This is a genomic window from Pseudarthrobacter sp. AG30, from assembly GCF_003116525.1.
GTDB lineage: Bacteria > Actinomycetota > Actinomycetes > Actinomycetales > Micrococcaceae > Arthrobacter.
In genome coordinates this window covers 37,645-57,382 of the sequence record NZ_QEHL01000034.1, presented here as the reverse complement: position 1 = coordinate 57,382, position 19,738 = coordinate 37,645, and the positions used below count along the sequence as shown (strand labels likewise).

At 58.5% G+C, this 19,738-nt stretch carries 17 protein-coding genes and 1 pseudogene; 16 read left to right on the top strand and 2 right to left on the bottom strand.

All coding sequences use genetic code 11. The features are described from left to right. The 5 genes and pseudogenes from DC347_RS20265 to mmsB form a co-directional block, all read left to right on the top strand. Positions 1-475 (top strand): annotated as a pseudogene (locus tag DC347_RS20265) (malate synthase A); the annotation flags it as partial. A 229-nt stretch (positions 476-704) separates the two neighbouring features. Further along, positions 705-815: a hypothetical protein gene (locus DC347_RS22210; RefSeq protein WP_109864269.1), complete on the top strand. Its 111-nt coding sequence runs from the start codon at positions 705-707 to the stop codon at positions 813-815. A 174-nt stretch (positions 816-989) separates the two neighbouring features. Next, entirely contained in the window at positions 990-2,495 is a 1,506-nt protein-coding gene (locus tag DC347_RS20255) for a CoA-acylating methylmalonate-semialdehyde dehydrogenase (protein ID WP_109864261.1), read from the top strand. Continuing rightward, positions 2,492-3,583 (top strand): enoyl-CoA hydratase/isomerase family protein, encoded by a 1,092-nt coding sequence (locus DC347_RS20250; protein WP_109864260.1) that lies wholly within the window; start codon positions 2,492-2,494, stop codon positions 3,581-3,583. The genes DC347_RS20255 and DC347_RS20250 overlap by 4 nt, the downstream gene beginning before the upstream one ends. After that, positions 3,580-4,497, top strand: coding sequence for a 3-hydroxyisobutyrate dehydrogenase (gene mmsB / locus DC347_RS20245; protein ID WP_109864259.1), 918 nt, complete (start codon positions 3,580-3,582; stop codon positions 4,495-4,497). The genes DC347_RS20250 and mmsB overlap by 4 nt, the downstream gene beginning before the upstream one ends. A gap of 654 nt (positions 4,498-5,151) precedes the next feature. Here the strand turns inward: mmsB and DC347_RS20240 are convergent. After that, a complete protein-coding gene (locus tag DC347_RS20240; RefSeq protein WP_109864258.1) occupies positions 5,152-6,228 on the bottom strand; it encodes a LacI family DNA-binding transcriptional regulator in 1,077 nt (358 codons plus the stop codon). Positions 6,229-6,940: 712 nt separating this feature from the next. Between DC347_RS20240 and DC347_RS20235 the strand changes: the two genes are divergently transcribed. The 10 genes from DC347_RS20235 to DC347_RS20190 all read left to right on the top strand — a co-directional run bounded on the left by DC347_RS20235 (position 6,941) and on the right by DC347_RS20190 (position 17,262). Continuing rightward, positions 6,941-7,861 (top strand): amino acid ABC transporter permease, encoded by a 921-nt coding sequence (locus tag DC347_RS20235; RefSeq protein ID WP_109864257.1) that lies wholly within the window; start codon positions 6,941-6,943, stop codon positions 7,859-7,861. Beyond that, a complete protein-coding gene (locus tag DC347_RS20230; RefSeq protein WP_304598362.1) occupies positions 7,858-8,625 on the top strand; it encodes an amino acid ABC transporter ATP-binding protein in 768 nt (255 codons plus the stop codon). The genes DC347_RS20235 and DC347_RS20230 overlap by 4 nt, the downstream gene beginning before the upstream one ends. 61 nt (positions 8,626-8,686) lie before the next feature. Then, positions 8,687-9,553 carry an ABC transporter substrate-binding protein gene (locus tag DC347_RS20225; RefSeq protein WP_165838098.1) on the top strand — a complete coding sequence of 289 codons (867 nt, stop codon included), beginning with the start codon at positions 8,687-8,689 and terminating at the stop codon, positions 9,551-9,553. Next, on the top strand, positions 9,550-10,407 hold the full coding sequence (locus DC347_RS20220) for a polysaccharide deacetylase (RefSeq protein ID WP_109864255.1): 858 nt from the start codon (positions 9,550-9,552) through the stop codon (positions 10,405-10,407). The genes DC347_RS20225 and DC347_RS20220 overlap by 4 nt, the downstream gene beginning before the upstream one ends. Then, positions 10,404-11,321 carry a polysaccharide deacetylase gene (locus DC347_RS20215; RefSeq protein ID WP_165838097.1) on the top strand — a complete coding sequence of 306 codons (918 nt, stop codon included), beginning with the start codon at positions 10,404-10,406 and terminating at the stop codon, positions 11,319-11,321. The genes DC347_RS20220 and DC347_RS20215 overlap by 4 nt, the downstream gene beginning before the upstream one ends. Before the next feature lie 6 nt (positions 11,322-11,327). After that, complete coding sequence (locus tag DC347_RS20210; RefSeq protein ID WP_109864253.1) at positions 11,328-12,734, top strand: MmgE/PrpD family protein; 1,407 nt, start codon at positions 11,328-11,330, stop codon at positions 12,732-12,734. A 121-nt stretch (positions 12,735-12,855) separates the two neighbouring features. Continuing rightward, positions 12,856-14,298: an argininosuccinate lyase gene (argH, locus tag DC347_RS20205; protein WP_109864252.1), complete on the top strand. Its 1,443-nt coding sequence runs from the start codon at positions 12,856-12,858 to the stop codon at positions 14,296-14,298. 73 nt (positions 14,299-14,371) lie between these two features. Then, entirely contained in the window at positions 14,372-15,523 is a 1,152-nt protein-coding gene (locus DC347_RS20200; RefSeq protein WP_206073977.1) for a pyridoxal phosphate-dependent aminotransferase, read from the top strand. A 139-nt stretch (positions 15,524-15,662) separates the two neighbouring features. Then, positions 15,663-16,682: an NAD(P)H-quinone oxidoreductase gene (locus DC347_RS20195; protein WP_109864250.1), complete on the top strand. Its 1,020-nt coding sequence runs from the start codon at positions 15,663-15,665 to the stop codon at positions 16,680-16,682. A 157-nt stretch (positions 16,683-16,839) separates the two neighbouring features. Continuing rightward, on the top strand, positions 16,840-17,262 hold the full coding sequence (locus DC347_RS20190; protein ID WP_109864249.1) for a helix-turn-helix domain-containing protein: 423 nt from the start codon (positions 16,840-16,842) through the stop codon (positions 17,260-17,262). Here the strand turns inward: DC347_RS20190 and DC347_RS20185 are convergent. Further along, entirely contained in the window at positions 17,240-18,190 is a 951-nt protein-coding gene (locus tag DC347_RS20185; protein ID WP_165838096.1) for a threonine/serine dehydratase, read from the bottom strand. The genes DC347_RS20190 and DC347_RS20185 overlap by 23 nt on opposite strands. A gap of 528 nt (positions 18,191-18,718) precedes the next feature. Here DC347_RS20185 and DC347_RS20180 point away from each other — a divergent pair. Further along, complete coding sequence (locus tag DC347_RS20180) at positions 18,719-19,672, top strand: ABC transporter substrate-binding protein (RefSeq protein WP_165838095.1); 954 nt, start codon at positions 18,719-18,721, stop codon at positions 19,670-19,672. Positions 19,673-19,738 lie beyond the last annotated feature (66 nt).

Sequence of the window (19,738 nt, the reverse complement as noted above, 5' to 3'; positions counted from 1 at the left end):
GGTCTTCGACTCCGTGCTGGGCGACAAGCCGAACCAGGTGGACAAGCAGCGCCCGGAGGTATCGGTCACGGCGGAGCAGCTGCTCGACGTCTCCTCCGCCGACGGCCAGGTCACCGAGGCCGGGCTGCGCCTGAACCTCTACGTGGCCGTGGCCTACACGGCAGTGTGGCTGTCCGGAAACGGCGCCGTGGCCATCCACAACCTGATGGAGGACGCCGCCACCGCGGAAATCTCCCGCTCACAGGTATGGCAGCAAATCCGCAACAAGTCCATCCTGGCGGACACAGGCAACACGGTGACCAAGGAGCTGGTGGAACGGATCCTGGGCGAGGAAACCGAGCGGCTCCGCACCGAAGTAAGCGACGACAAATTCACCAGGTACTACCAGCCTGCCAGCGACCTGATCGCGGACATCTGCCTCTCGGACGGCTACACGGACTTCCTCACCACCCCCGCCTACGAACTGGTGGGCTGATTGGACCATTCGTGGATGATGCGCGGTATACGAGGGATAAGATGCGGTGCTGAACCTATGATCCACGACGACTCAACCCGCCAATGCTGCGACACATTCCACGGCGCCTTGTTTCCGGGTTAAATAGTCGGCCCGTTGGGGGTTGATAGCAGCCGCGGATGTGCTAGTCGGAAGAACCGTTTATATGAAGACATCATTTATGAATCCTTTCTGCTGAGACCCTGAGCTCATCCTGTTCCATGTCACAGGGTTCGGCGCGAGAGCCTCCTATACCGGTCCCCTTGGTTTCGGCACGCTGGGAGAAGCCATGACGGGCTTCTCCTACGCTACAGGGAGATAGACGGCCCACCCCGACTACCTGCGGCCCAGTAACACACCATCTTAACCAGATAGTGGAGGAGGGCTTCTTGTATCTTCCCCCGGAATGCAGACCCAGTTTCCTTCCATACCTGAAGAAAGTACTTGTGCTATGTCTAAGCCTTTGACTGTGAGTTTCGGTGTCCAGGATCCCGTTGTGGGTCGGGAGCTTTCTCATTTTTACGGGGGCCGCAGGGTGCCAGGAGCCTCTGGCCGTTTTGCTGATGTCTTTGACCCGAACAGTGGCGACGTTCAGGCGCAGGTGCCGCTGGCATCCACAGCTGAAGTATCAACGGTCGTGGAGGATGCCGCCCGGGCTCAGCCTGGATGGGCAGCGACAAATCTGCAACGGCGTGCGCGGGTATTGGGCCGGTTTGTGAATCTTGTCCGCGAAAACATCCATGAACTGTCGGCTCTGTTGTCGCTGGAGCACGGGAAGACACTAGGTGACTCGCGGGGCGATATCGAACGGGGCTTGGATGTTGTGGAGTTCGCAATGGGTGCTCCGCACCTGTTGAAGGGTGAGTTCAGCGACAGCGTGGGAACAGGACTCGATGTCTACTCCATGCGTCAGCCCTTGGGTGTTGTCGCCGGCATTACTCCCTTTAATTTTCCCGCGATGATTCCCCTGTGGAAGGCCGGTCCTGCCATTGCTGCCGGAAACGCGTTCATTCTCAAACCTTCGGAGCGGGACCCTTCGGTGCCGCTACGGCTTGCAGAGCTGTGGATAGAGGCGGGACTTCCGGGTGGCATTTTCAACGTGATCAACGGGGATAAGGAAGCGGTTGACGCGCTGCTGGATGATCCCAGGGTGAAAGCGATCGGTTTTGTTGGTTCAACCCCGATCGCAAAGAGCATTTACACACGGGCGTCCGCCAATGGAAAGCGGGCGCAGTGCTTCGGCGGCGCCAAGAATCACATGATCATCATGCCCGACGCTGACCTTGATCAAGTCGCCGACGCATTAATGGGTGCCGGATACGGCTCAGCAGGCGAGAGGTGCATGGCAATTTCCGTTGCGGTACCGGTTGGTGAATCCACTGCTAATGCCTTGGTCGCGAAACTCAAAGAACGGCTTGCCCATCTGAGGGTTGGCGTATCAACAGACCCCGCAGCCGATTACGGACCGCTGATCACCCGCGATGCGCTAGAGAGAGTGCGCGACTACATCAGCATCGGCGTGACAGAAGGAGCAGACCTGGTTGTCGACGGGCGCTCCTTTGCCTTGGAAGGCCACGAAAACGGCTACTTCATCGGCCCGTCGCTGTTCGACCACGTTACAACTGACATGCGGATTTACCAGGAAGAAATCTTCGGTCCTGTCCTATCAATTGTCCGCGCAGGTGACTACGACCACGCGCTTACCCTCCCGAGCGAACACCGCTACGGCAACGGCGTAACGATTTATACCCGGGACGGCGACGCTGCCAGAGACTTCGCTGCACGGGTTGAAACCGGGATGGTAGGAGTGAATGTACCCGTCCCGGTCCCCGTGGGATACCACACCTTCGGCGGATGGAAGGCTTCCGGCTTCGGGGACCTAAATCAGCACGGTCCCGACGCTTTCCGCTTCTACACGAAGACAAAGACTGTGACCTCGCGCTGGCCCTCAGGAATCAAGGAAGGTGCCAGTTTTGTGATGCCCGCCGGGGATCACGCATGAGCCTTGCACCGGGCCAGACTCCGCACCTTCGAACCGAAGTGCGAGGTAAGGCCGGCATTCTCACCCTCGAGCGGCCCAATGCGCTGAATGCCTTGTCCCACGCAATGATCATCACACTGACAGACGCCCTCAAACGATGGGCAGCAGATCCTGCAGTCGCTGTAGTCATAGTCACGGGAGTAGGAGATCGCGCCTTCTGCGCAGGCGGTGACATTGTTGCCCTTTATCATGACAGCTTCGAGGGCGGTTTCGGTGGCGCAAGGATGTGGGCCGACGAATACGCACTGAACCTGCTGATTTCACGGTATCCCAAACCCTACGTTGCTCTCATGCACGGACTGGTCCTGGGCGGAGGGATCGGCATCTCAGCGCATGGTTCACACCGAATCGTCACGGATAACACCCGCGCCGGGATGCCGGAGACCGGCATTGGCTTTGTCCCGGACGTCGGCGGCACCTACCTGCTCGCTCGTTCACCCGGTGGGCTGGGCAAGCATCTGGCACTGACAGGAACCCATGTTGGGCCAGGAGAAGCGATTGAGGCTGGCCTGGCTGACTTCTACGTGCCCCAAGACAGGCTTCATGCCCTTATCCGGGACCTGATTGCTGGCGGGGAACCGTCCATCATTGCCGACTATCAGAAGGAACCTCCTACATCATTCGGTCTTGACCGGGATTTCATAGACCGCGTCTATACAGGATCCCAGACCGTCGAACAGATCCTCACCGCCCTAGACCTAGAGACGTCCTCCGCCGCTGAAGATGCCGCGAAACGTATTCGACGCAACAGTCCGCTCGCGTTGAAAACAACTCTGGAGTCCCTTCGCCGCGCAACGGAACTCAAACTCGCAGAGGTACTGACCACCGAGTACAGGGTCTCGGTCAACTTTCACCTCACAGGTCAACTCCGAGAAGGTGTCAGAGCGCAGGTCATCGACAAAGACAAAAACCCCCGCTGGTGGCCGGCAACGCTTACCGACGTGCGACCGGAATTGGTGGAAAGCTACTTCAACCCACTCCGGTACCCCGGCATCGACGAACCCGACTTCAACCATCGCGTACAAACCCAGATCCAGGAGATGCAATGACCAAGAGAATCGCCTTTATTGGCTTGGGCAATATGGGCGGATACATGGCGGCGAACCTCGCTGCGGCCGGATATCAAGTGTCCGGATACGACCTCGCAACCGAAGCCGCGGAGAAGGCTCGCCGTAACGGCATCAACACAACAACCACCGCGGAAGAAGCAGCATCCCACGCAAACATCGTTTTTACCATGCTGCCGAGCGGTCAGCACCTCTTGGAGGCCTACGAAACACTCCTCCGGGCAGCACCAGCGAACACCCTTTTCGTGGACTGCTCTACCGTCGACGTAACCCAAGCACGCCAGGCGCGTGACCTCGCTCTGAACGCCGGTCACCGCGCCATGGATGCACCCGTTTCAGGCGGCACCGTAGGTGCAGAAGCAGCCACGCTAACTTTCATGGCCGGGGGAGAACCCGAAGATTTCACCCATATCCGACCCTTGCTGGAAACAATGGGACGAACCATAATCCACTGCGGCGATCCTGGCGCCGGACAGGCAGCAAAAATTTGCAACAACCTGATTCTTGGCATCACCATGATCGCAGTCAGCGAAGCTTTCGTTCTCGGGGAAAAACTTGGGCTCGACCACCAGGCTCTCTATGACGTTGCCTCCCAATCCTCCGGCGCATGCTGGGCGCTGACCAATAACTGTCCCGTCCCTGGCCCCGTCCCCACCAGCCCTGCGAACCGCAATTACCAACCGGGTTTCATGACCTCGCTCATGAGCAAAGACCTTAGCCTCGCCCTCAACGCCATCAACGACACCGGCGTCGCGGCAGAAATCGGCCCTTTGGCAGCCAAAATCTACCGCCAACTCTCGCACGGCCCTCGTGCCCACGACGACTTCTCCACCGTCATCAACACCATCCGTGACCAAACAAACACCGCACATACTGCAGACAAAGCCACGCTCTAATGCGTCGTGCAGTTATCAGAGTATCGGCCTTATCCGACGGCAAGATCAGTCGTTGGGTGAGGAATTCGCGCCCCATCAGAGCCCGGCTGACCAGCGGAATCGTCAGATTCGTCGTGAGGCAGGAGTTCCCGCGACTACTTCTGCTTCCGTACTCTAGGAGCCGATAATGGAGATTCCGTCAACCTATAAGCAGGGATCACTTGTCATCCTTGCGCGGACCAGTCGCGCTGCGGGGGAGCGGAAGCGCGGGCTACTTGCGGTGCCGGTCTGCCGCGCTCCTACGGTAAGCGAAACTCGATTTGACGGACTGCGTTGGCGTCAGAATGACTCGAAGTACAGTTTTCTTGGCATTGGCTCATGACGTTCTCAGATCCAACTCTGAGAGTCACAGGCGCAGGAAACCGAGGTTCGGTGGCCCGAATCATCGAAACAGTCCCAGGAAACGGGGGGACATCGTGGAACGTGTAGGGCTAAAGGGTCGTCGGTGTGACCTCGTCGGCTCGGCAGGTTTCCGAGAACCAGGCCGGTGCTGCACCGACAGGTGAGTCCTAGCTGATCAGCACATCCCGCCGTCAGGTTGGGGTGTGTCCGGACGAAGTCCGAGCCGTGCGGCCACGCTCAAGTCCGGGGAGCAAGCGGAGGTGTAGCTACCAGTCAGACATGATCGGTAAGTTTGGGTCTTGAGAGGTCAGCGACCGAAGCCCGTTCGATGAAACGACTTGGGAGAAGGTGATCGGTGACGTCGGTGCTTGTGCCGCGGATGCGGTCGATTAGGACGCTAGCTGCCTTCGCGCCGAGGTCGTAGGCGGGGACAGCGATCGCCGAAACCTCCGGTGCGCTCACCCCCATCCAGTCGGCGTCGTCCAGGCAAATGAGGGAGATGTCGCGAGGAATGCTGAGGCCGAGCTCACGGATGGCTTGGAAGGCAGGTAATGCAAGCTTGCTGTACGACGCGATGAGGGCGGTTGGCCTGTCCCTTCGACTGACCAGCTCGGAAACGACATCATGCGTCCGTTGTGAAGACATCGCCGTGGTTAGGAACTCGTAACTAATCGATTCATCGGCGGATTCCTCACGGATTGCACGGACTCGATCAGCGATAGTTGAGACGGGCAACGGAAAGCCTGCTTCGAGTTCCGTTGGCGTCTTAGTGGTAGCTGAGATAAAGGCAATCTTTCGATGGCCGCGCGCCGTTAGGTACTTCACCACTTGCTTCGCGTCTGCATAGGAATTCGTACCCACCCAATCCGCCTGAATGTTGTCCGGCTTCTCATCAAAGAGCACCAGAGGCCTTTTCATCTTCACGACCTCCAGTAGGTGGGCAGAGTCGCTCCGGGAGGTTGAGGCCACGATCAGCCCATCGACTCGCTTGGCGAGAAATACGTCGACGGCGGCCCGTTCAGCAGCCAGTTTCTCGTCCGTGTTCGCCAGGATCACGTCAAAACCCGACAGTTGAGCGGTGTCCGTTATACCGCGGACAGCACGGGCGAAGTGTGGGTTTTCGATATCACTGATGACCACGCCTATGGTGTTGGAGCGTCCGGAACTGACGCTCCGGGCTAGGGCATTGCCCCGGTACCCGAGTGTTTCCGCGGCCGCTTCGACCATTGCTGCAAGGTCGGGGCGCACGGAGCCGTAGCCGCCCAGTGCGCGCGCGGCTGTCGCTCGGGAAACACCCGCAACCCTGGCAACATCAGCGAGGCGAGGATTTTTGTATCCGCTGGCGTTCATGAGGAAGAATCTACCGTATTGGACAACAAATAGCGGCCTATTAACCGTGATGTAGAGACACCGGTTTCTCAAAAATGGCGATTGGTTCGTCGAAACCACCCGAGCTGAAAGTGTGAGGTGGGGACACTTCCCAGCAGTGCACCTACCGGCTGACCCCGCACCCAAGCCTGAGAGCTGTGTGACCCTCAGCAGTTACTGGGGGAGCTGCTGATTTGGGCCAGAATTCGCCGGCCGTCAGGGGAGCGATAAGGCCTTCCGCGATACCAGGCCCCGACGTGCCCACAATAGACAGCCCCTGACAGCACGAGCACTTTTAGCCTGCGGCGTCCATCTGTTGACTGCCTCCGGATAGAAGCGTACCTTCGTTGGATACCGGTATCTCAGTCGTCGCCCTCGCGGCTTGATACCAGTATCCAAGGAAACAAAAAATTTACAAATGAAGTGTTGACTTGGGTTTACCAAAGAAATACATTAGTTTCATCTTCGTGACCCCCGTCACGCTCCATGCGGGCTGTCTGCGCCACAAGCTATGGCAGATACCTCGGCGGACCGTTGTCTGTCGCCTACTCCGGTACACGGCTCTTTCACGCTCAAGTGGGCCGAATTCCGTGGGTCTCGCGCCAACGGAGACCTTTGAAAGTGCAGGCGTTGAGGGCCTGCCAAAGTCTGCGGCTGAATCGGCTTAAGGCATACCTCACAGATCAGGAAGCCCATGAACATACAGATTGAGCAAAAAACATTAGCGAAAGCCGACGCGCCAGACCTCAAAATCGTTCCGCGTCGGCACATTACACGCTGGATTGGCGCAGGACTTGTGCTGGTCTTTTTGGGCTGGCTGATTATGTCCTTCGCCCGCGCACAGCTTGACTGGCCAACCGTCCGCGAGTTCCTCACTGTGCCCGCCCTTATCCAAGGCATTGGTATCGCAATCGTCCTAACGGTCGTTGCCATGGTAATTGGGTTGGTTCTAGGCGTCATCACGGCCGTCATGAGGCTTTCCAAAAATCCGGTGACCTCAGGCGTCGCGTGGCTCTATATCTGGGTGTTCCGGGGAACACCGGTGTACTTGCAGTTGCTCATGTGGTTCAACTTGGCTCTGATTTTTCCGACCGTAGGAATACCTGGTATCTTCCAGGGCCGCATGATCGATGTCCTCTCACCCTTTGTCGCGGCCTCGATTGCGCTCGGTCTTAATCAGGGCGCCTACACCTCTGAAGTTGTGCGCAGCGGCATCCTCTCGGTGGACGAAGGACAAATGGAAGCAGCACATGCTGTGGGAATGACCCGGCTGCAGGCAATGCGACGGATCGTTTTGCCTCAAGCCATGCGCGTCATCATTCCCCCTGTGGGAAACGAGGTGATCGGCATGCTCAAAACAACCTCTCTTGCCTCGGCCATCGGTGTCAGCGAGATACTCGACCAGGCACAGGGCATTTACTACGTCAACAACCGCATTATGGAGCTGCTCATAGTCTGTGCCATTTGGTACCTCGGCGCAGTGTCGCTGCTTAGCATCGGCCAGTACTACCTGGAACGGGCCTTCGCGAAGGGCTCCTCAAGCCGGCAAATTCCGTTGACACCGATCCAGCGTGTTTCGAAAATCTTCGGCACCTACAGAAAGGCAACCCCGTGAACGCCGTGACTTTGGTACGGGCCGAGAACGTCCACAAGAGCTTTGGACTCAATGAGGTCTTGAAAGGCATCAACCTCCAAGTCCGCCGGGGTGAAGTTGTCTGCCTTCTCGGTGCGTCCGGCTCTGGAAAAAGCACATTTCTGCGCTGCATCAATCACTTGGAGACTCTTTCTAATGGGCGGATTTGGGTCGGGGATCAGGTTATCGGCTACCGACAAGACGGAGACCGCCTGTACGAATTGTCCGATAAGGAAGCAGCCGGCCAGCGTAAGTCCATCGGCATGGTATTCCAGCGCTTTAACCTATTCCCTCATATGACAGTGCTCGAAAACATCATCGAGGGCCCTGTCTTGGTAAAGAAGGAGAAGCCCGCCGAGGCCAAGCGGCGCGCCTCAGAAATGCTTGCACGGGTGGGACTTGAGGGACGTGAAAAGTCTTATCCACGCCAGCTTTCCGGCGGCCAGCAGCAGCGGGTCGCGATCGCGAGAGCCCTCGCCATGGAGCCTGAACTGATTCTCTTCGACGAACCTACGTCTGCGCTTGACCCTGAGCTCGTCGGCGAAGTTCTCGATGTGATGAAGGACCTGGCCCGCTCCGGGCTAACCATGATCGTTGTCACCCACGAAATCGGGTTCGCCAAAGAAGTCGCCGACCGCGTTGCCTTCATGCACGACGGCGAAATTGTCGAAATAGGGTCCCCCCGGGAAGTCCTTGAAACCCCCCGCCATGAACGTACTAAGGCCTTCCTCTCCCGCGTTTTTTAGCCCGCAGATTTCCTGAAAACCCCATAACCCCAACAAATCCTGGAGCCTTGAAATGAAGCATATGACTATCGCCCTGCGCTTGGGTGGAATCGCCGCCGCCGCCGCCCTGGGCCTCACCGCATGCGTGGGCGGCACGGATACGGCATCAACGTCCTCCAGCCAGGACACCGCTGGCCTGCCGCAAGCCATAAAAGACGCTGGAAGCCTACGGGTCGGACTGTCTCCCGACTTCCCGCCCATGGAATACCGAGACGGCGACAAGCTGGTCGGCGCTGACATAGAACTACAACAAAAACTCGGTGAGGTGCTGGGTGTGAAAATCGAAACAGTGGAATCACCCTTCGACCAGCTAATCAACTCCGTCCAGACCGGACGCGTGGACATGGCCATGTCTGGCATTTCGGATACTGTTGAGCGGCAGAAAACGGTCGACTTCATCGATTACTTCAACTCACAGGGACGGGTCTACACTTCGGGCGCTCGTGCGGCAGAATTCACCAAGCAGTCCGATATTTGCGGCAAAAACGTGGCAGTCAGTGGTAAGAGCGACTACCTCGGACAACTCAAGACGCTCAGCCAGAGCCTCTGCACCGACAAAAACCTCCCCGCGATTAATCTCTTGTCCAGCGACTCCGGAGCAGCAGCACGCCTGCAAATAGACCAAGGCAGAGCAGACCTCGCAGCGCAGAGTGCAGAGAACCTCGCGTACTTCGCCAAAACAGAACCCGGAAAGTACCAGCCCGTACTGGATCCTCTCCCGGCCAGGGCATTCGGTGCACTGGTAAAGAAGGGTGACACCCAGCTCTCCAATGCCATCAAGGCCGCCTTCGACAAGATCATTGCCGACGGTGACTACCAGAAAATCCTTGACAAATACGGCCTCGGTTACGGTGCCACCACCCCCGTGATCAACGGCGTCAAATCGTGACCCTAGAGTCGACAACAAAAGACAGGGCGACGGTTTGGCCGGAAGGCAAACACAGCGCCGTCGCTCTGGCTTTCGACCTTGATGGTCCCACCGGTGACGCTATGCTCATCGGGGATATCTGGGATCGCCCGGCGTACTTTAGCCAAGGCGCCTACGGCCCATGGCGTGCCCTCGACCGTATCCTGGCGCTGCTGGAAAAACGGCAGGTCCGCGCGACCTTCTTCACGCCCGCGTGGGTGGTCGAGACGTGGCCCGAACAGTGCCGGGCGATAGTGGAACGCGGCCACGAGGTTGGTCACCACGGCTACCAGCACGAGAAGTATTGGGACCTCTCGGTAGACCAGCAACGGCAGGTCATCAGAACCAGCCAGCGCATATTCCGTAACACGCTCGGCGCCGAAGCCGTTGGTTTCCGTACGCCGTCGGGGGACTGGCGGCCGGAAACTCCTCATTTGCTGGCTGACCAGGGATTCGAATACTCCAGCTCGATGCGCGGGGATGACCGCCCATACTTCCACCCTGGCGGCAGACTTGTGGAAATTCCCGCCCGCTCAGACATGGATGACTACGCCTCGCTGGCATACACCACCAATCCGGACTGGCCCATCGGAGGTGATCGAATCGCCAGTTACGAATTAACGCTGGACAACTGGATCCGTGAGTTTGACGGGTATCACCGCGAAGGGCTTTGCCTCACCACCATCTTCCATCCAAAAGTCGTCGGGAAACCGGGTCGGGCGGTCCTTTTGGACCGGTGGATGGCACACATGCAGGCCTCTGACGAAGTCTGGTTTGCCACATGCGCCGAAGTCAGCCGCTGGTGCCGGACAAACAACCCGAAGGAACCGAAATGAGCCCGATACACAAGCAGGCTCGCTGGCCCGACGGCAAGGCATGTGCGTTCGTCCTGACTGTCGCATTCGAAGCCGAGCTGGCCATACTCGCCGAAGCACCGGATGCGGCCGACAGAGCCAAGAGTCTTTCGGTAGGCCAGTATGGCGGTATCCGTGGAGTGGATCGGCTGCTCGCGGAGCTGGCTCATACTGACACCCGTGCCAGTTGGTTCATCCCCGGCGCCAACCTCACTACATACAGACGGCAAGTTGAAGCGGTGGCAGCAGCGGGTCACGAAGTGGCCAATATGGGCTGGGCACTCGAAGACCTGTCAACACTGACTCTTGAGGAGCAGGTAGACAACGTTGCAAAGGCCCAGAGTGCGTTCGAGATCATCCTGGGCGTCAAACCGGTGGGGTTCAGGGGCGGCCGCGGAGAATATGCCCGTGGTCTGCCGACAGCGCTGGCCGAGGCAGGGTTTCTCTGGTCATCTTCCTGGCACGGCGACGACCTCCCCCATCTGCATGCTGCAGAAGCCAGCACTCTTGTGGAACTGAGCAGGCACCACGAACTTGATGACTTCCCCTACTTCGTCTTCAACCTGGACCCCCCCATTCCCAACGGCAGCCCCCGCATAGCCTCCACACGAGAAGTACTGAGGAACTGGATTCTAGAATTCGACGCCTACCGTGCAGAGGGCCTTTGCTTCGTTCTCACCATCCATCCGGAGATCACTGCCACACCAGGGCGGATTCACCTGCTCCGCGAGTTCATGTCCCACGTAACGTCCTTTGGAGATGTTTGGACTGCAACCGGCAAAGAAGTGGCCACCTGGTGGAGGAAGCGGAACGAGCCCAACGAACCGGGTCACCCCGCCGAAGTTTTTCACACATTGACCACCGCACCTGAATGCAACCCCAAAAAAATAAGGTAGCCGCTCATGGACTCCGCCCGCGCAACCGCCTCTCAGGCTTTCGCCGCCTTCTTTACCAGCCTCACCTTGGCTGACGTTCCGACTGCTGCCCAGCATCGAGCAAAGCTGCACCTGTTGGACACATTAGGTGCCGGAACTGTGGGGTCAGCCTCGAACGAGGCCCAAATTAGCCGGAAGGCGCTCGGTCATGCCCACGGACGGGCGCAAGCCGACAAGGCGGCGCCCGTGTGGGGGACACCGGCCTCAGTTCCACCGTTGCAGGCGGCTTTCGTCAACGGTGTAGCAGCCCACGCTTTCGAACTGGACGATTCGAGCGGATGCGACCATTCGGGTGCGGTGGTGGTTCCTGCCGCTTTGGCCGCCACCGCGCTGGCCTCCCAACCGGTGCCGGGGGAACGACTGATCCTGGCCATCATTGCCGGCTACGAACTTGGCCGTCGTGTCGAGTCGGCGCTGGGTGGATACGATGCAGTCAACGACGCCGGTTGGCATTCCACCGGGGTCTGTGGCACGTTCGCCGCTGCAGCGGCATCATCGCTGATCCTGGGCTTGAACGCCCAACAGATGACTTCAGCGATCGGGTTGGCCGGCTCTTTCACCGGCGGCACATGGGCATTCATGAGCGACGGAACGATGTCTAAGCGCCTTCACGTCGGTCGGGCAGCCGAAGCGGGGCTGAACTCCGCCGCCCTTGCCCTCGCAGGGTTTACCGGACCCAGTGACATCTTCTCAGCTCGCTGGGGAAGCTTCCTGGCGCTGTACGGGGCCCAAGAAGCAAACGAAACCGAACTCTACTCGGATCTCGGCGGGAAGTGGCTCGTGGAGGAGGCTTCCATCAAACCCTACGCCTCCTGCCGCAGTACACACTCAGCCATTGACGCGTTGCTCCACCTTAAAAAGGACCACAAACTCGTTCCCGATGCCATTGACGAAATCACAGTGCGGACGAGTCCGCTGATCTTCGACATGTGCGGTGGAAGGGACACTTCATCACTGGTAGCGGCACAGTTGAGCATGCCATTTGCGCTGGCCACGGCCCTCATACGGGACAGCGTCGGCCTGAAAGACGTGGCCATTGAAGGCAGATCTGACCCTGCGATAGTTCCACTGATGGAGCGCATCCGAATCGAAGTGGACAGTACCCAGCACGGGGGAGCGGCCGAACCTCATCTGGAAGTTCGAACCAACGGTCGCGCCTATCAACGCCAGGCATCCGTAGCGCGAGGAGCCGCAACGAATCGGCTTTCCGATAAGGAAACCGTCGCCAAATTCAGGGACCTGGCCGGGACTCGGCTCGACGATGATGCTGCCGAACTCCTCGTAAATGAAATCAGAACGTTGGAGTTATGCCCTGACACCAGAGCCCTCCAGGCTCTCCTTCAAACAACCTCCGAGCCAGACCTCATTCACTAGCCCACTGCACCAACATCTCAACGGGCGCAGTGCCAAGTAGGCGCTGCGCCCCTCCCAGAGCGCGCAAACGCACGCCCACCGACCAACCAACCAGCCAGCAATCGCTTATCAAGGAGGAATAATGTCCACGGATACGAACCTATGGGGCAGCCGCTTTACCGATGGTCCAAGCAAAGAGATGGCCCGGCTGTCCCGGTCCGAAGCCCCGGAGTTTGCTCTGGTTCCATACGACATCGAGGGACAACGAAGCCACATCCGTGCGTTGCAACGTGCTGGGCTTGTGACGGAAGGCGAACGTGACGAGATCGTTTCCGCTCTGCAGCAGATGCAGGCGGACTTCCTCAACGGGAAACTCGTTCCGTCCCCTGAAGACGAGGACCCGCACACATTCCTTGAACGCGTCCTGATCGAACGCCTCGGTCCTCTGGGCGGAAAAATCCGTGCCGGCAGATCGCGCAACGACCAGTCGGCAAACAACACCCGGCTGTACATGCGCGACCACGCCCGCACCGTTGCCCTTCACGTCGTGGGCCTCATTGATGCTTTGTCTGAGCAGGCCGAGCGTTACCTGCATACTCCGGCGCCTGGCTTCACGCACCTGCAGTCCGCACAGCCCGTGACATTCGGACACCAGCTCCTCGCTCACGCTCAGCCCCTTTACCGAAGCCTTACCCGCCTCCAAGACTGGGACAGAAGGGCCTCCGTGACAATGCTCGGGTCAGCGGCACTGGCCGGCTCAGCCATCGCTACCGACCCGGAAGTCTCCGCGCTCGACATGGGCTACGAAGACAGCGTAGAAAACTCCATTGACGGTGTCGGGTCACGGGATGTCTCCATGGAGTTCGTCTATATTTGCGGGTCACTCATGGTCGATGTCTCCCGGCTGAGCGAAGAACTGATCCTGTGGGCATCGCAACAATTCGGATGGATCAAGATGGACGACCGCTACAGCACGGGCAGTTCCATCATGCCGCAGAAGAAAAATCCCGACATTGCTGAACTCACACGCGGCAAGGCGGGGCGTCTGATTGGTGACGTCGCAGGCTTCATGTCCGTGATGAAAGGTCTCCCACTTGCGTTGAATAGGGACATGCAGGAGGACAAGCGCATCATCGCTGATGCCGTGGAGACTATTGACGTCGTCTTCCCCGCGCTTGCCGGAATGGTCCGAACTCTTCAGGCCAATGACGACAAAATGCTGAGCGATGCCTCCCGTGGATTTACCCTGGCAACGGAAGTCGCAGATTGGCTGGCTCGCCGGGGAGTACCCTTCGCCGAGGCCCATGAAATTTCCGGTGCCGTTGTTAAAGCATGCGAAGACCTTGGCTTCGACCAGTTGTCCGAGCTTTCGGACGAACAGCTCCAGGCAGTCGACAGCCGTCTGAGCGTGGATATTCGCCCACATCTCACGGTTGACGCTGCACTCGCAGCTCGAACAGGAAAGGGGGGCACCGCGCCAGCGCGTGTCATCGAACAACTCGAACGCCTCCGGAAGAATGTCGAAGCCATTCGGGTGTGGAGTGGAACCTACTCGGGACCTAGGTTCCCTCTCCCGGTTCGCTGACAGACCACTGGGGAGACGGGAAACAGCCTGTCTCCCCAGTCTCCACCGAATACGTGCGCAGCCTCACAGCATATTGGAGATCAAAAAGCCCATGGAGTTGTACAGCCCGGCCCGGACAGCGGCCACCGTATCTGATAATTCCCTTCGTCCAGTCACAGGGGTCGTCCCGGAGGGTTTGGTCTCGCTTGGCATCGGCGAACCGGACTTTCCCACCCCGACATCGATTGTTGATGCGATGTGCAGCGCGCTGCAGGCCGGTTATACGAACTACGGCGACTTCAACGGCGATCCCGAATTACGGGAACTGATAGCCCATCGAACGACACAACAAACAGGCGCGGCCATTTCCTCAAACGACGTCCTGATCACCCACGGCGGCAGCAGCGCCATCACTGCTACGCTCATGGCGACAGTAAACCCAGGCGACCAAGTGGTCATCCCCGAACCCACATATTCCCTGTATGCAGACATAGTCCGATTGATCGGCGCCATCCCAGTTTTCGTGCCCCTCACCCCACAACACCAACTGGACGTCGAAAAGGTAGCTACCGCGGCCAAGAGCGCGCGCCTGCTAGTACTGTGCAACCCGGGCAATCCAACGGGAGTCATCCTTCGAAAAGAGTCGCTCGAGCGGCTAGGTCGAGCGCTTGAAGGAACAGGATGCCTCGTCTTGGCCGATGAGGCCTACGCTGATTTCGACTACAACAGCACGTTCGTTCCATGCTTGGCCGTTCCAGAAATAAGGGAACGAATCGTGCTGTGTCAGACGCTCTCCAAAACGTACTCGATGACCGGATGGAGAGTGGGATATGTCATCGCCCCACCAGGCATCTCGGGCTGGATCCGCCAAGTGCATCGTGGAATGAATGGCTCCATTAACGCCGCCGTCCAGAGGGCTGCCATCGTCGCCCTGACGCTAGGACCGTCTCAAGTAGCAGAGCAGATCCGCGAATACCGTAAACGCAAAGACTACGTCCTGGACAGGCTCCGCCGCATACCGGGGCTGAGGTGGGTCGACCCGGAGGGAGCATTTTACGTACTGGTTTACTACTCGGACCCGGTTTCTTCGCTGGATATGGTGCAAAGGCTCCGGGACCATGGCGTTCTTGTCCGAGCTGGCAACGAGTATGGGCCCAGCGGCGAGGGGAGTATAAGGCTGTCATTCGCAGCGGGCCAGGAGATTCTAGAAGTTGGCATGGACCGGTTCGCCGCCGCGCTCAAGTAGCCGAGGGATACTCCAGAGAGGCACGAGCCTCTGTGCAGATGTGCCCAAAGGGGCCATGGCCGATCCCAAAACTGATAGCTAACCATCGCCAAAGCCAAATCCATGGCAAGAGTCACGAGACACGGAAGAACAGGCTGGAATGCGAGCCATCGATTACGAAAAGCCCGGTTCACCCGAAGTCCTGCGAATCGTCGAAGTTGACGAGCCGAGCATTTTGGAAAATGAAGTACTGATCGATGTCTCAACTGCAGGAGTGAACTTCGCGGATTTGCGGCAACGCGTCGGAGCATACGCTCTGAAACCTGAGGTCAATCAACGCATGGGCCTGGAGTGCGCGGGAACAATTGTTGCAGTCGGTACAGCTGCCACTCCCTGGCAGCCGGGCGACGCCGTATGCGCCCTGCTTCCCGGCGGTGGGTACGCCGAGCGCGTTGCGGTGGATTCGTCCCTGGTCCTGCCTTTGCCCAAGAACGTAGGTCTCCTGACCGCGGGTGGCCTTCCGGAGATGGCTGCCACTGTCTGGTCGAACCTGATGGAAATCGGCCGGCTGCAGGCGGGGCAATCAGTCCTGATCCACGGAGGTGCAGGCGGTATTGGTGCTGGTGCAATTCAAATCGCGCACAGCCTTGGCGCGCAAGTTTTGGCCACCTGTGGAAGCGAAGAAAAAATGCGTGTGTGTGAAGAGCTGGGCGCGGACACTGTTATCAATTACCGTACGACGGACTTCGTCGACGTAATTCATGATGTCACCGACGGAGTTGGCGTCAATCTGATCCTGGACAATATGGGAGCAGCGTACTTGTCGCGCAACATTGCGGCTTCCGCGGAGGACGGCAAGATCGTGACGATCGGGTTGCAAGGCGGAAAAATAGCAGAAATTGACCTGGGTCAAATGATGTCCAAGAGAATGTCTTTGCATGTCACGTCGCTGCGAGACCGTCCCCTTGTGGACCGCACACGAATCGTAAGAGGCGTTCTCGAACAGATATGGCCACTCATCGAATGCGGAGCCGTCCGACTTCTCATCGACAGCTCCTTTGACCTGTCAGAAGTTACTCAGGCGCACGCCCGGCTCGAATCCGGTGATCATGTGGGAAAGGTCCTCCTCACCGTCTCGTCAGAACCCGAGCAACTTGGAACCAGTAAGCACCGGCAATGAATTTTCCGTTTGGGACTTCCTTGAACCATTGCGTCGCGGACATAGATGAAGTACTCGGCAAGCCCAGCTCCGTCCACCCCAGTGAATGCGCGGTCATCTGCTTGAATCATGGCGCGGACAATGCGCTGCATTCCACACATGACGAACAATATTGCACATGAGAAGTGAGGAAAAGACAGGGGTGTTGGTTCGACTAGGTGAGAATGTGCGGCGCTTTCGGGCGGCTGCTGGACTCAGCCAAGTGGCACTGGCTGATCGCGCCAGGATCAGCCGTCGAACTGTCATCAAGTTGGAAAGCGGGACGGCAAATATCAGTCTGACAGGTTTAGAGCAACTCGCTGACGCGCTGGGCGTCCGGTCCATCGACTTGCTTTCCGAGTCCCCTGCTCGCCGCACACAAAAACTCCTGGTTCATCAACCAGCTGAAGGTAACGTCTTGATCGTGTCTGAAGAGGACGTCCGTCAGGCCAGCCGGTGGGCTCGACCAGCCAGTTCGCCAGCGAGGTCCAAACTACGAGGCGAGCAGGGCCGACCGGATCAGGGATCCAGGTATGGGGCTAGGACCCTACCAGACCCATGAACCTCTCGGTTGCTATATTTCGGCCCGTGATGACAAAGACTGTCGGCTGGTTTGCCGGTATGGAACCAGAAACGGCAGCGGCAATACCCATAACGGCTGCTCCTTCTCCGACGACGCCGTAGTGCAGAGCTAGATCGCGGACGCAAGACCTGACAGCTTGCTCCTCCGCCCGAACCATCGCGACGGCGTGCTCGCGCAATATTTGCGGAGTGAAGGCATCGTGCGCAATGTTTCCTGCTGTGCCGTCGGTAATGGTGGCGCCAATGTCCACCTGGATGTTTCGCCCCGCGGCCATTGCGACTGATACAGCGTGCGAGTGTTCGGATTCGACGCCGATGACGCTGGCCCGTTTGGGCGCCCCTAAGGCAATGCCGGCTGCGAGCCCCCCTCCGCCGACCGGTACGACAATCTGAAATTCGCCGTCCAGCTGCGAGAGAACTTCCGCCACCACTGACGCCTGTCCAGCGATGACATCGGGGTCGCTGTAACCTGAAACGAACCGGCCGCCCGTTTCTTCGGCGATGCGGACAGCCGCCTCCTCTGCAGCGTCGTAGCTGTTCCCAATGAGCCGCAAATCAACGTCGTAACGGCGCAATGCATTCACTTTGGCGGTGGACGCGTTCTCCGGTACGACGACAACAGCAGTGGTCCCCAGCCTTTCAGCGGCAAACGCGATGCCAAGACCGTGATTGCCGGCTGATGCGGAGACAACGGGTAGTCCGCTTCGCTTGGCAGCTGCCACCGCTGCGAGGGCGCCCCTGACTTTGAATGAGCCCGTAGGCTGCAAAGTTTCCAGCTTGAGATAAGCCGGCGCATCGAAGCCGTCCAACGAAATAGGCACAAGCGGCGTGGTTGGCAGGTGCCCACGGACCAGACTGAGCGCCTCTGGGAGACGGCGTTCCCACTCCGGGTGTGTTGGGTAGCTCATGAAGCGAACACTCCTCTCTATGGATGCGCAATATAGTGCATACAATACATCCTCGGCCAGGGATAGAGTGGCCTGCAGAATGATTCGATCGGCTGTCGAGGCTGGAGCGCGGCGAGTTTTCGGGCAGTATGATGCCCATGCCAGTTGTCCCGCGGCAAGAAGGCGTCCAGGCCGATTTCGAGCGTCTATAAGTGAAGGTTGACCCGCCTGGTTGCGCCAATGTGTTTGCGCGCGCGGAACATTCCCTGCCATCCGGAGGGCGGGTGGCGCGGCCGGGGTCGAAAGGGTGCTCCGTTGAGCGCATAACCTTTGCCAATCGGATATAGCCCTGCCAGGCGGGGATGCAGCATTCGCGCGAAAATGAGAACCCAGACGCCACCACTGTGAGTGAAATATTGCACTTGCTCTTGCCCAATCCTCGAGCCCATAGTCTAATGGGTGTTATATTGCTCACAATGAGTAATGGGAAGTCGTGAAGGCTTCTCAGAAACGCAGCCCCGGCTACCCGGGCAGGACCATGGAGTAGACATGCGAATGTTGCCGAATCACAGTGCCTTTCTGCGCACAGCAGCTGTTGGTGCCCTAACCTTTGCCGTGTCTGCGGTGGCACTGACTGGTTGTTCCAATCCTTCGGTGAACACCGCGGGGAACACCGCGGCTCCCTCCGCAGCCATTCCCACTGCTTTAAAGGATGAAGCCCTTGCTGCCCTGGTTCCAGAGAAGCTTCGGAATGCCGGGACAGTCCGGGTCGCCACCAACGCCCCGTTTGCGCCTTACCAGATGTTCGCCGGCCCGGGCAGCCAGGAATTGATTGGTTTGGAAATTGACCTGGGCCATGCCATCGGAGAGACCCTGGGTGTCCCTTTCGATTTCTCACAGCAGCCTTATGACGGCCTCATTCCTGGGCTGCAGGCGGGCAAGTACGACGTGCTGATGGCTACACTTTTCGACACAGCAGAGCGTGAAAAGCAGCTGGACTTCGTGAACTATGCCCGGTCCGGTTCCGGCATCCTGGTGAAAAAAACAAACTCTGACATCAAGACTTTGGATGACTTGTGCGGCAAGGGTGTAGCCGTCCAGAACGGTTCCCTCCAGGCAGACCTCGTATCTTCGCAGAGCGGGAAGTGCACTTCTGCGGGTAAGGCTGCTATCGAGATCAAGGCATTGCCGGCCTTTTCGGATGAGCAGCTCGCTTTGAACAGTGGTTCCATCACTTCAATCGTGGGGGACCTGCCTGCGTTGGCTTATGCAGCAACGCAGGATTCGACTGTGCAGGTTATTAACGACCCGTCAGCGCCGGGGGGCTATGAGAGCTCACTCATTGGCATTGGAATCCCTAAGACCGAGAAGCAGTTTTCCGATGCGGTGGAAAAAGCGGTTCAGAAATTGATGGACAACGGAACATACCGGGCAATCCTCGATAAGTACGGCGTGGGCCAGACCGCTCTGGATAAGGCGACAACGAACCAGCACGGAGGCTGATCATGTCGGTAAGCGTGCAAACTGAGCGCAGAGCGGACGATTTCGAAGTCCGGAAACTGCGGCATC

Excerpts from the sequence above, each read along its gene's own strand:
- DC347_RS20250 (WP_109864260.1), top strand. The coding sequence starts at position 2,492 with ATGAGCCTTGCACCGGGCCAGACTCCGCACCTTCGAACCGAAGTGCGA.
- mmsB (WP_109864259.1), top strand. The coding sequence starts at position 3,580 with ATGACCAAGAGAATCGCCTTTATTGGCTTGGGCAATATGGGCGGATAC.
- DC347_RS20240 (WP_109864258.1), bottom strand. The coding sequence starts at position 6,228 with ATGAACGCCAGCGGATACAAAAATCCTCGCCTCGCTGATGTTGCCAGG.
- DC347_RS20235 (WP_109864257.1), top strand. The coding sequence starts at position 6,941 with ATGAACATACAGATTGAGCAAAAAACATTAGCGAAAGCCGACGCGCCA.
- DC347_RS20225 (WP_165838098.1), top strand. The coding sequence starts at position 8,687 with ATGACTATCGCCCTGCGCTTGGGTGGAATCGCCGCCGCCGCCGCCCTG.
- DC347_RS20215 (WP_165838097.1), top strand. The coding sequence starts at position 10,404 with ATGAGCCCGATACACAAGCAGGCTCGCTGGCCCGACGGCAAGGCATGT.
- DC347_RS20210 (WP_109864253.1), top strand. The coding sequence starts at position 11,328 with ATGGACTCCGCCCGCGCAACCGCCTCTCAGGCTTTCGCCGCCTTCTTT.
- argH (WP_109864252.1), top strand. The coding sequence starts at position 12,856 with ATGTCCACGGATACGAACCTATGGGGCAGCCGCTTTACCGATGGTCCA.
- DC347_RS20195 (WP_109864250.1), top strand. The coding sequence starts at position 15,663 with ATGCGAGCCATCGATTACGAAAAGCCCGGTTCACCCGAAGTCCTGCGA.
- DC347_RS20190 (WP_109864249.1), top strand. The coding sequence starts at position 16,840 with ATGAGAAGTGAGGAAAAGACAGGGGTGTTGGTTCGACTAGGTGAGAAT.
- DC347_RS20185 (WP_165838096.1), bottom strand. The coding sequence starts at position 18,190 with ATGAGCTACCCAACACACCCGGAGTGGGAACGCCGTCTCCCAGAGGCG.
- DC347_RS20180 (WP_165838095.1), top strand. The coding sequence starts at position 18,719 with ATGCGAATGTTGCCGAATCACAGTGCCTTTCTGCGCACAGCAGCTGTT.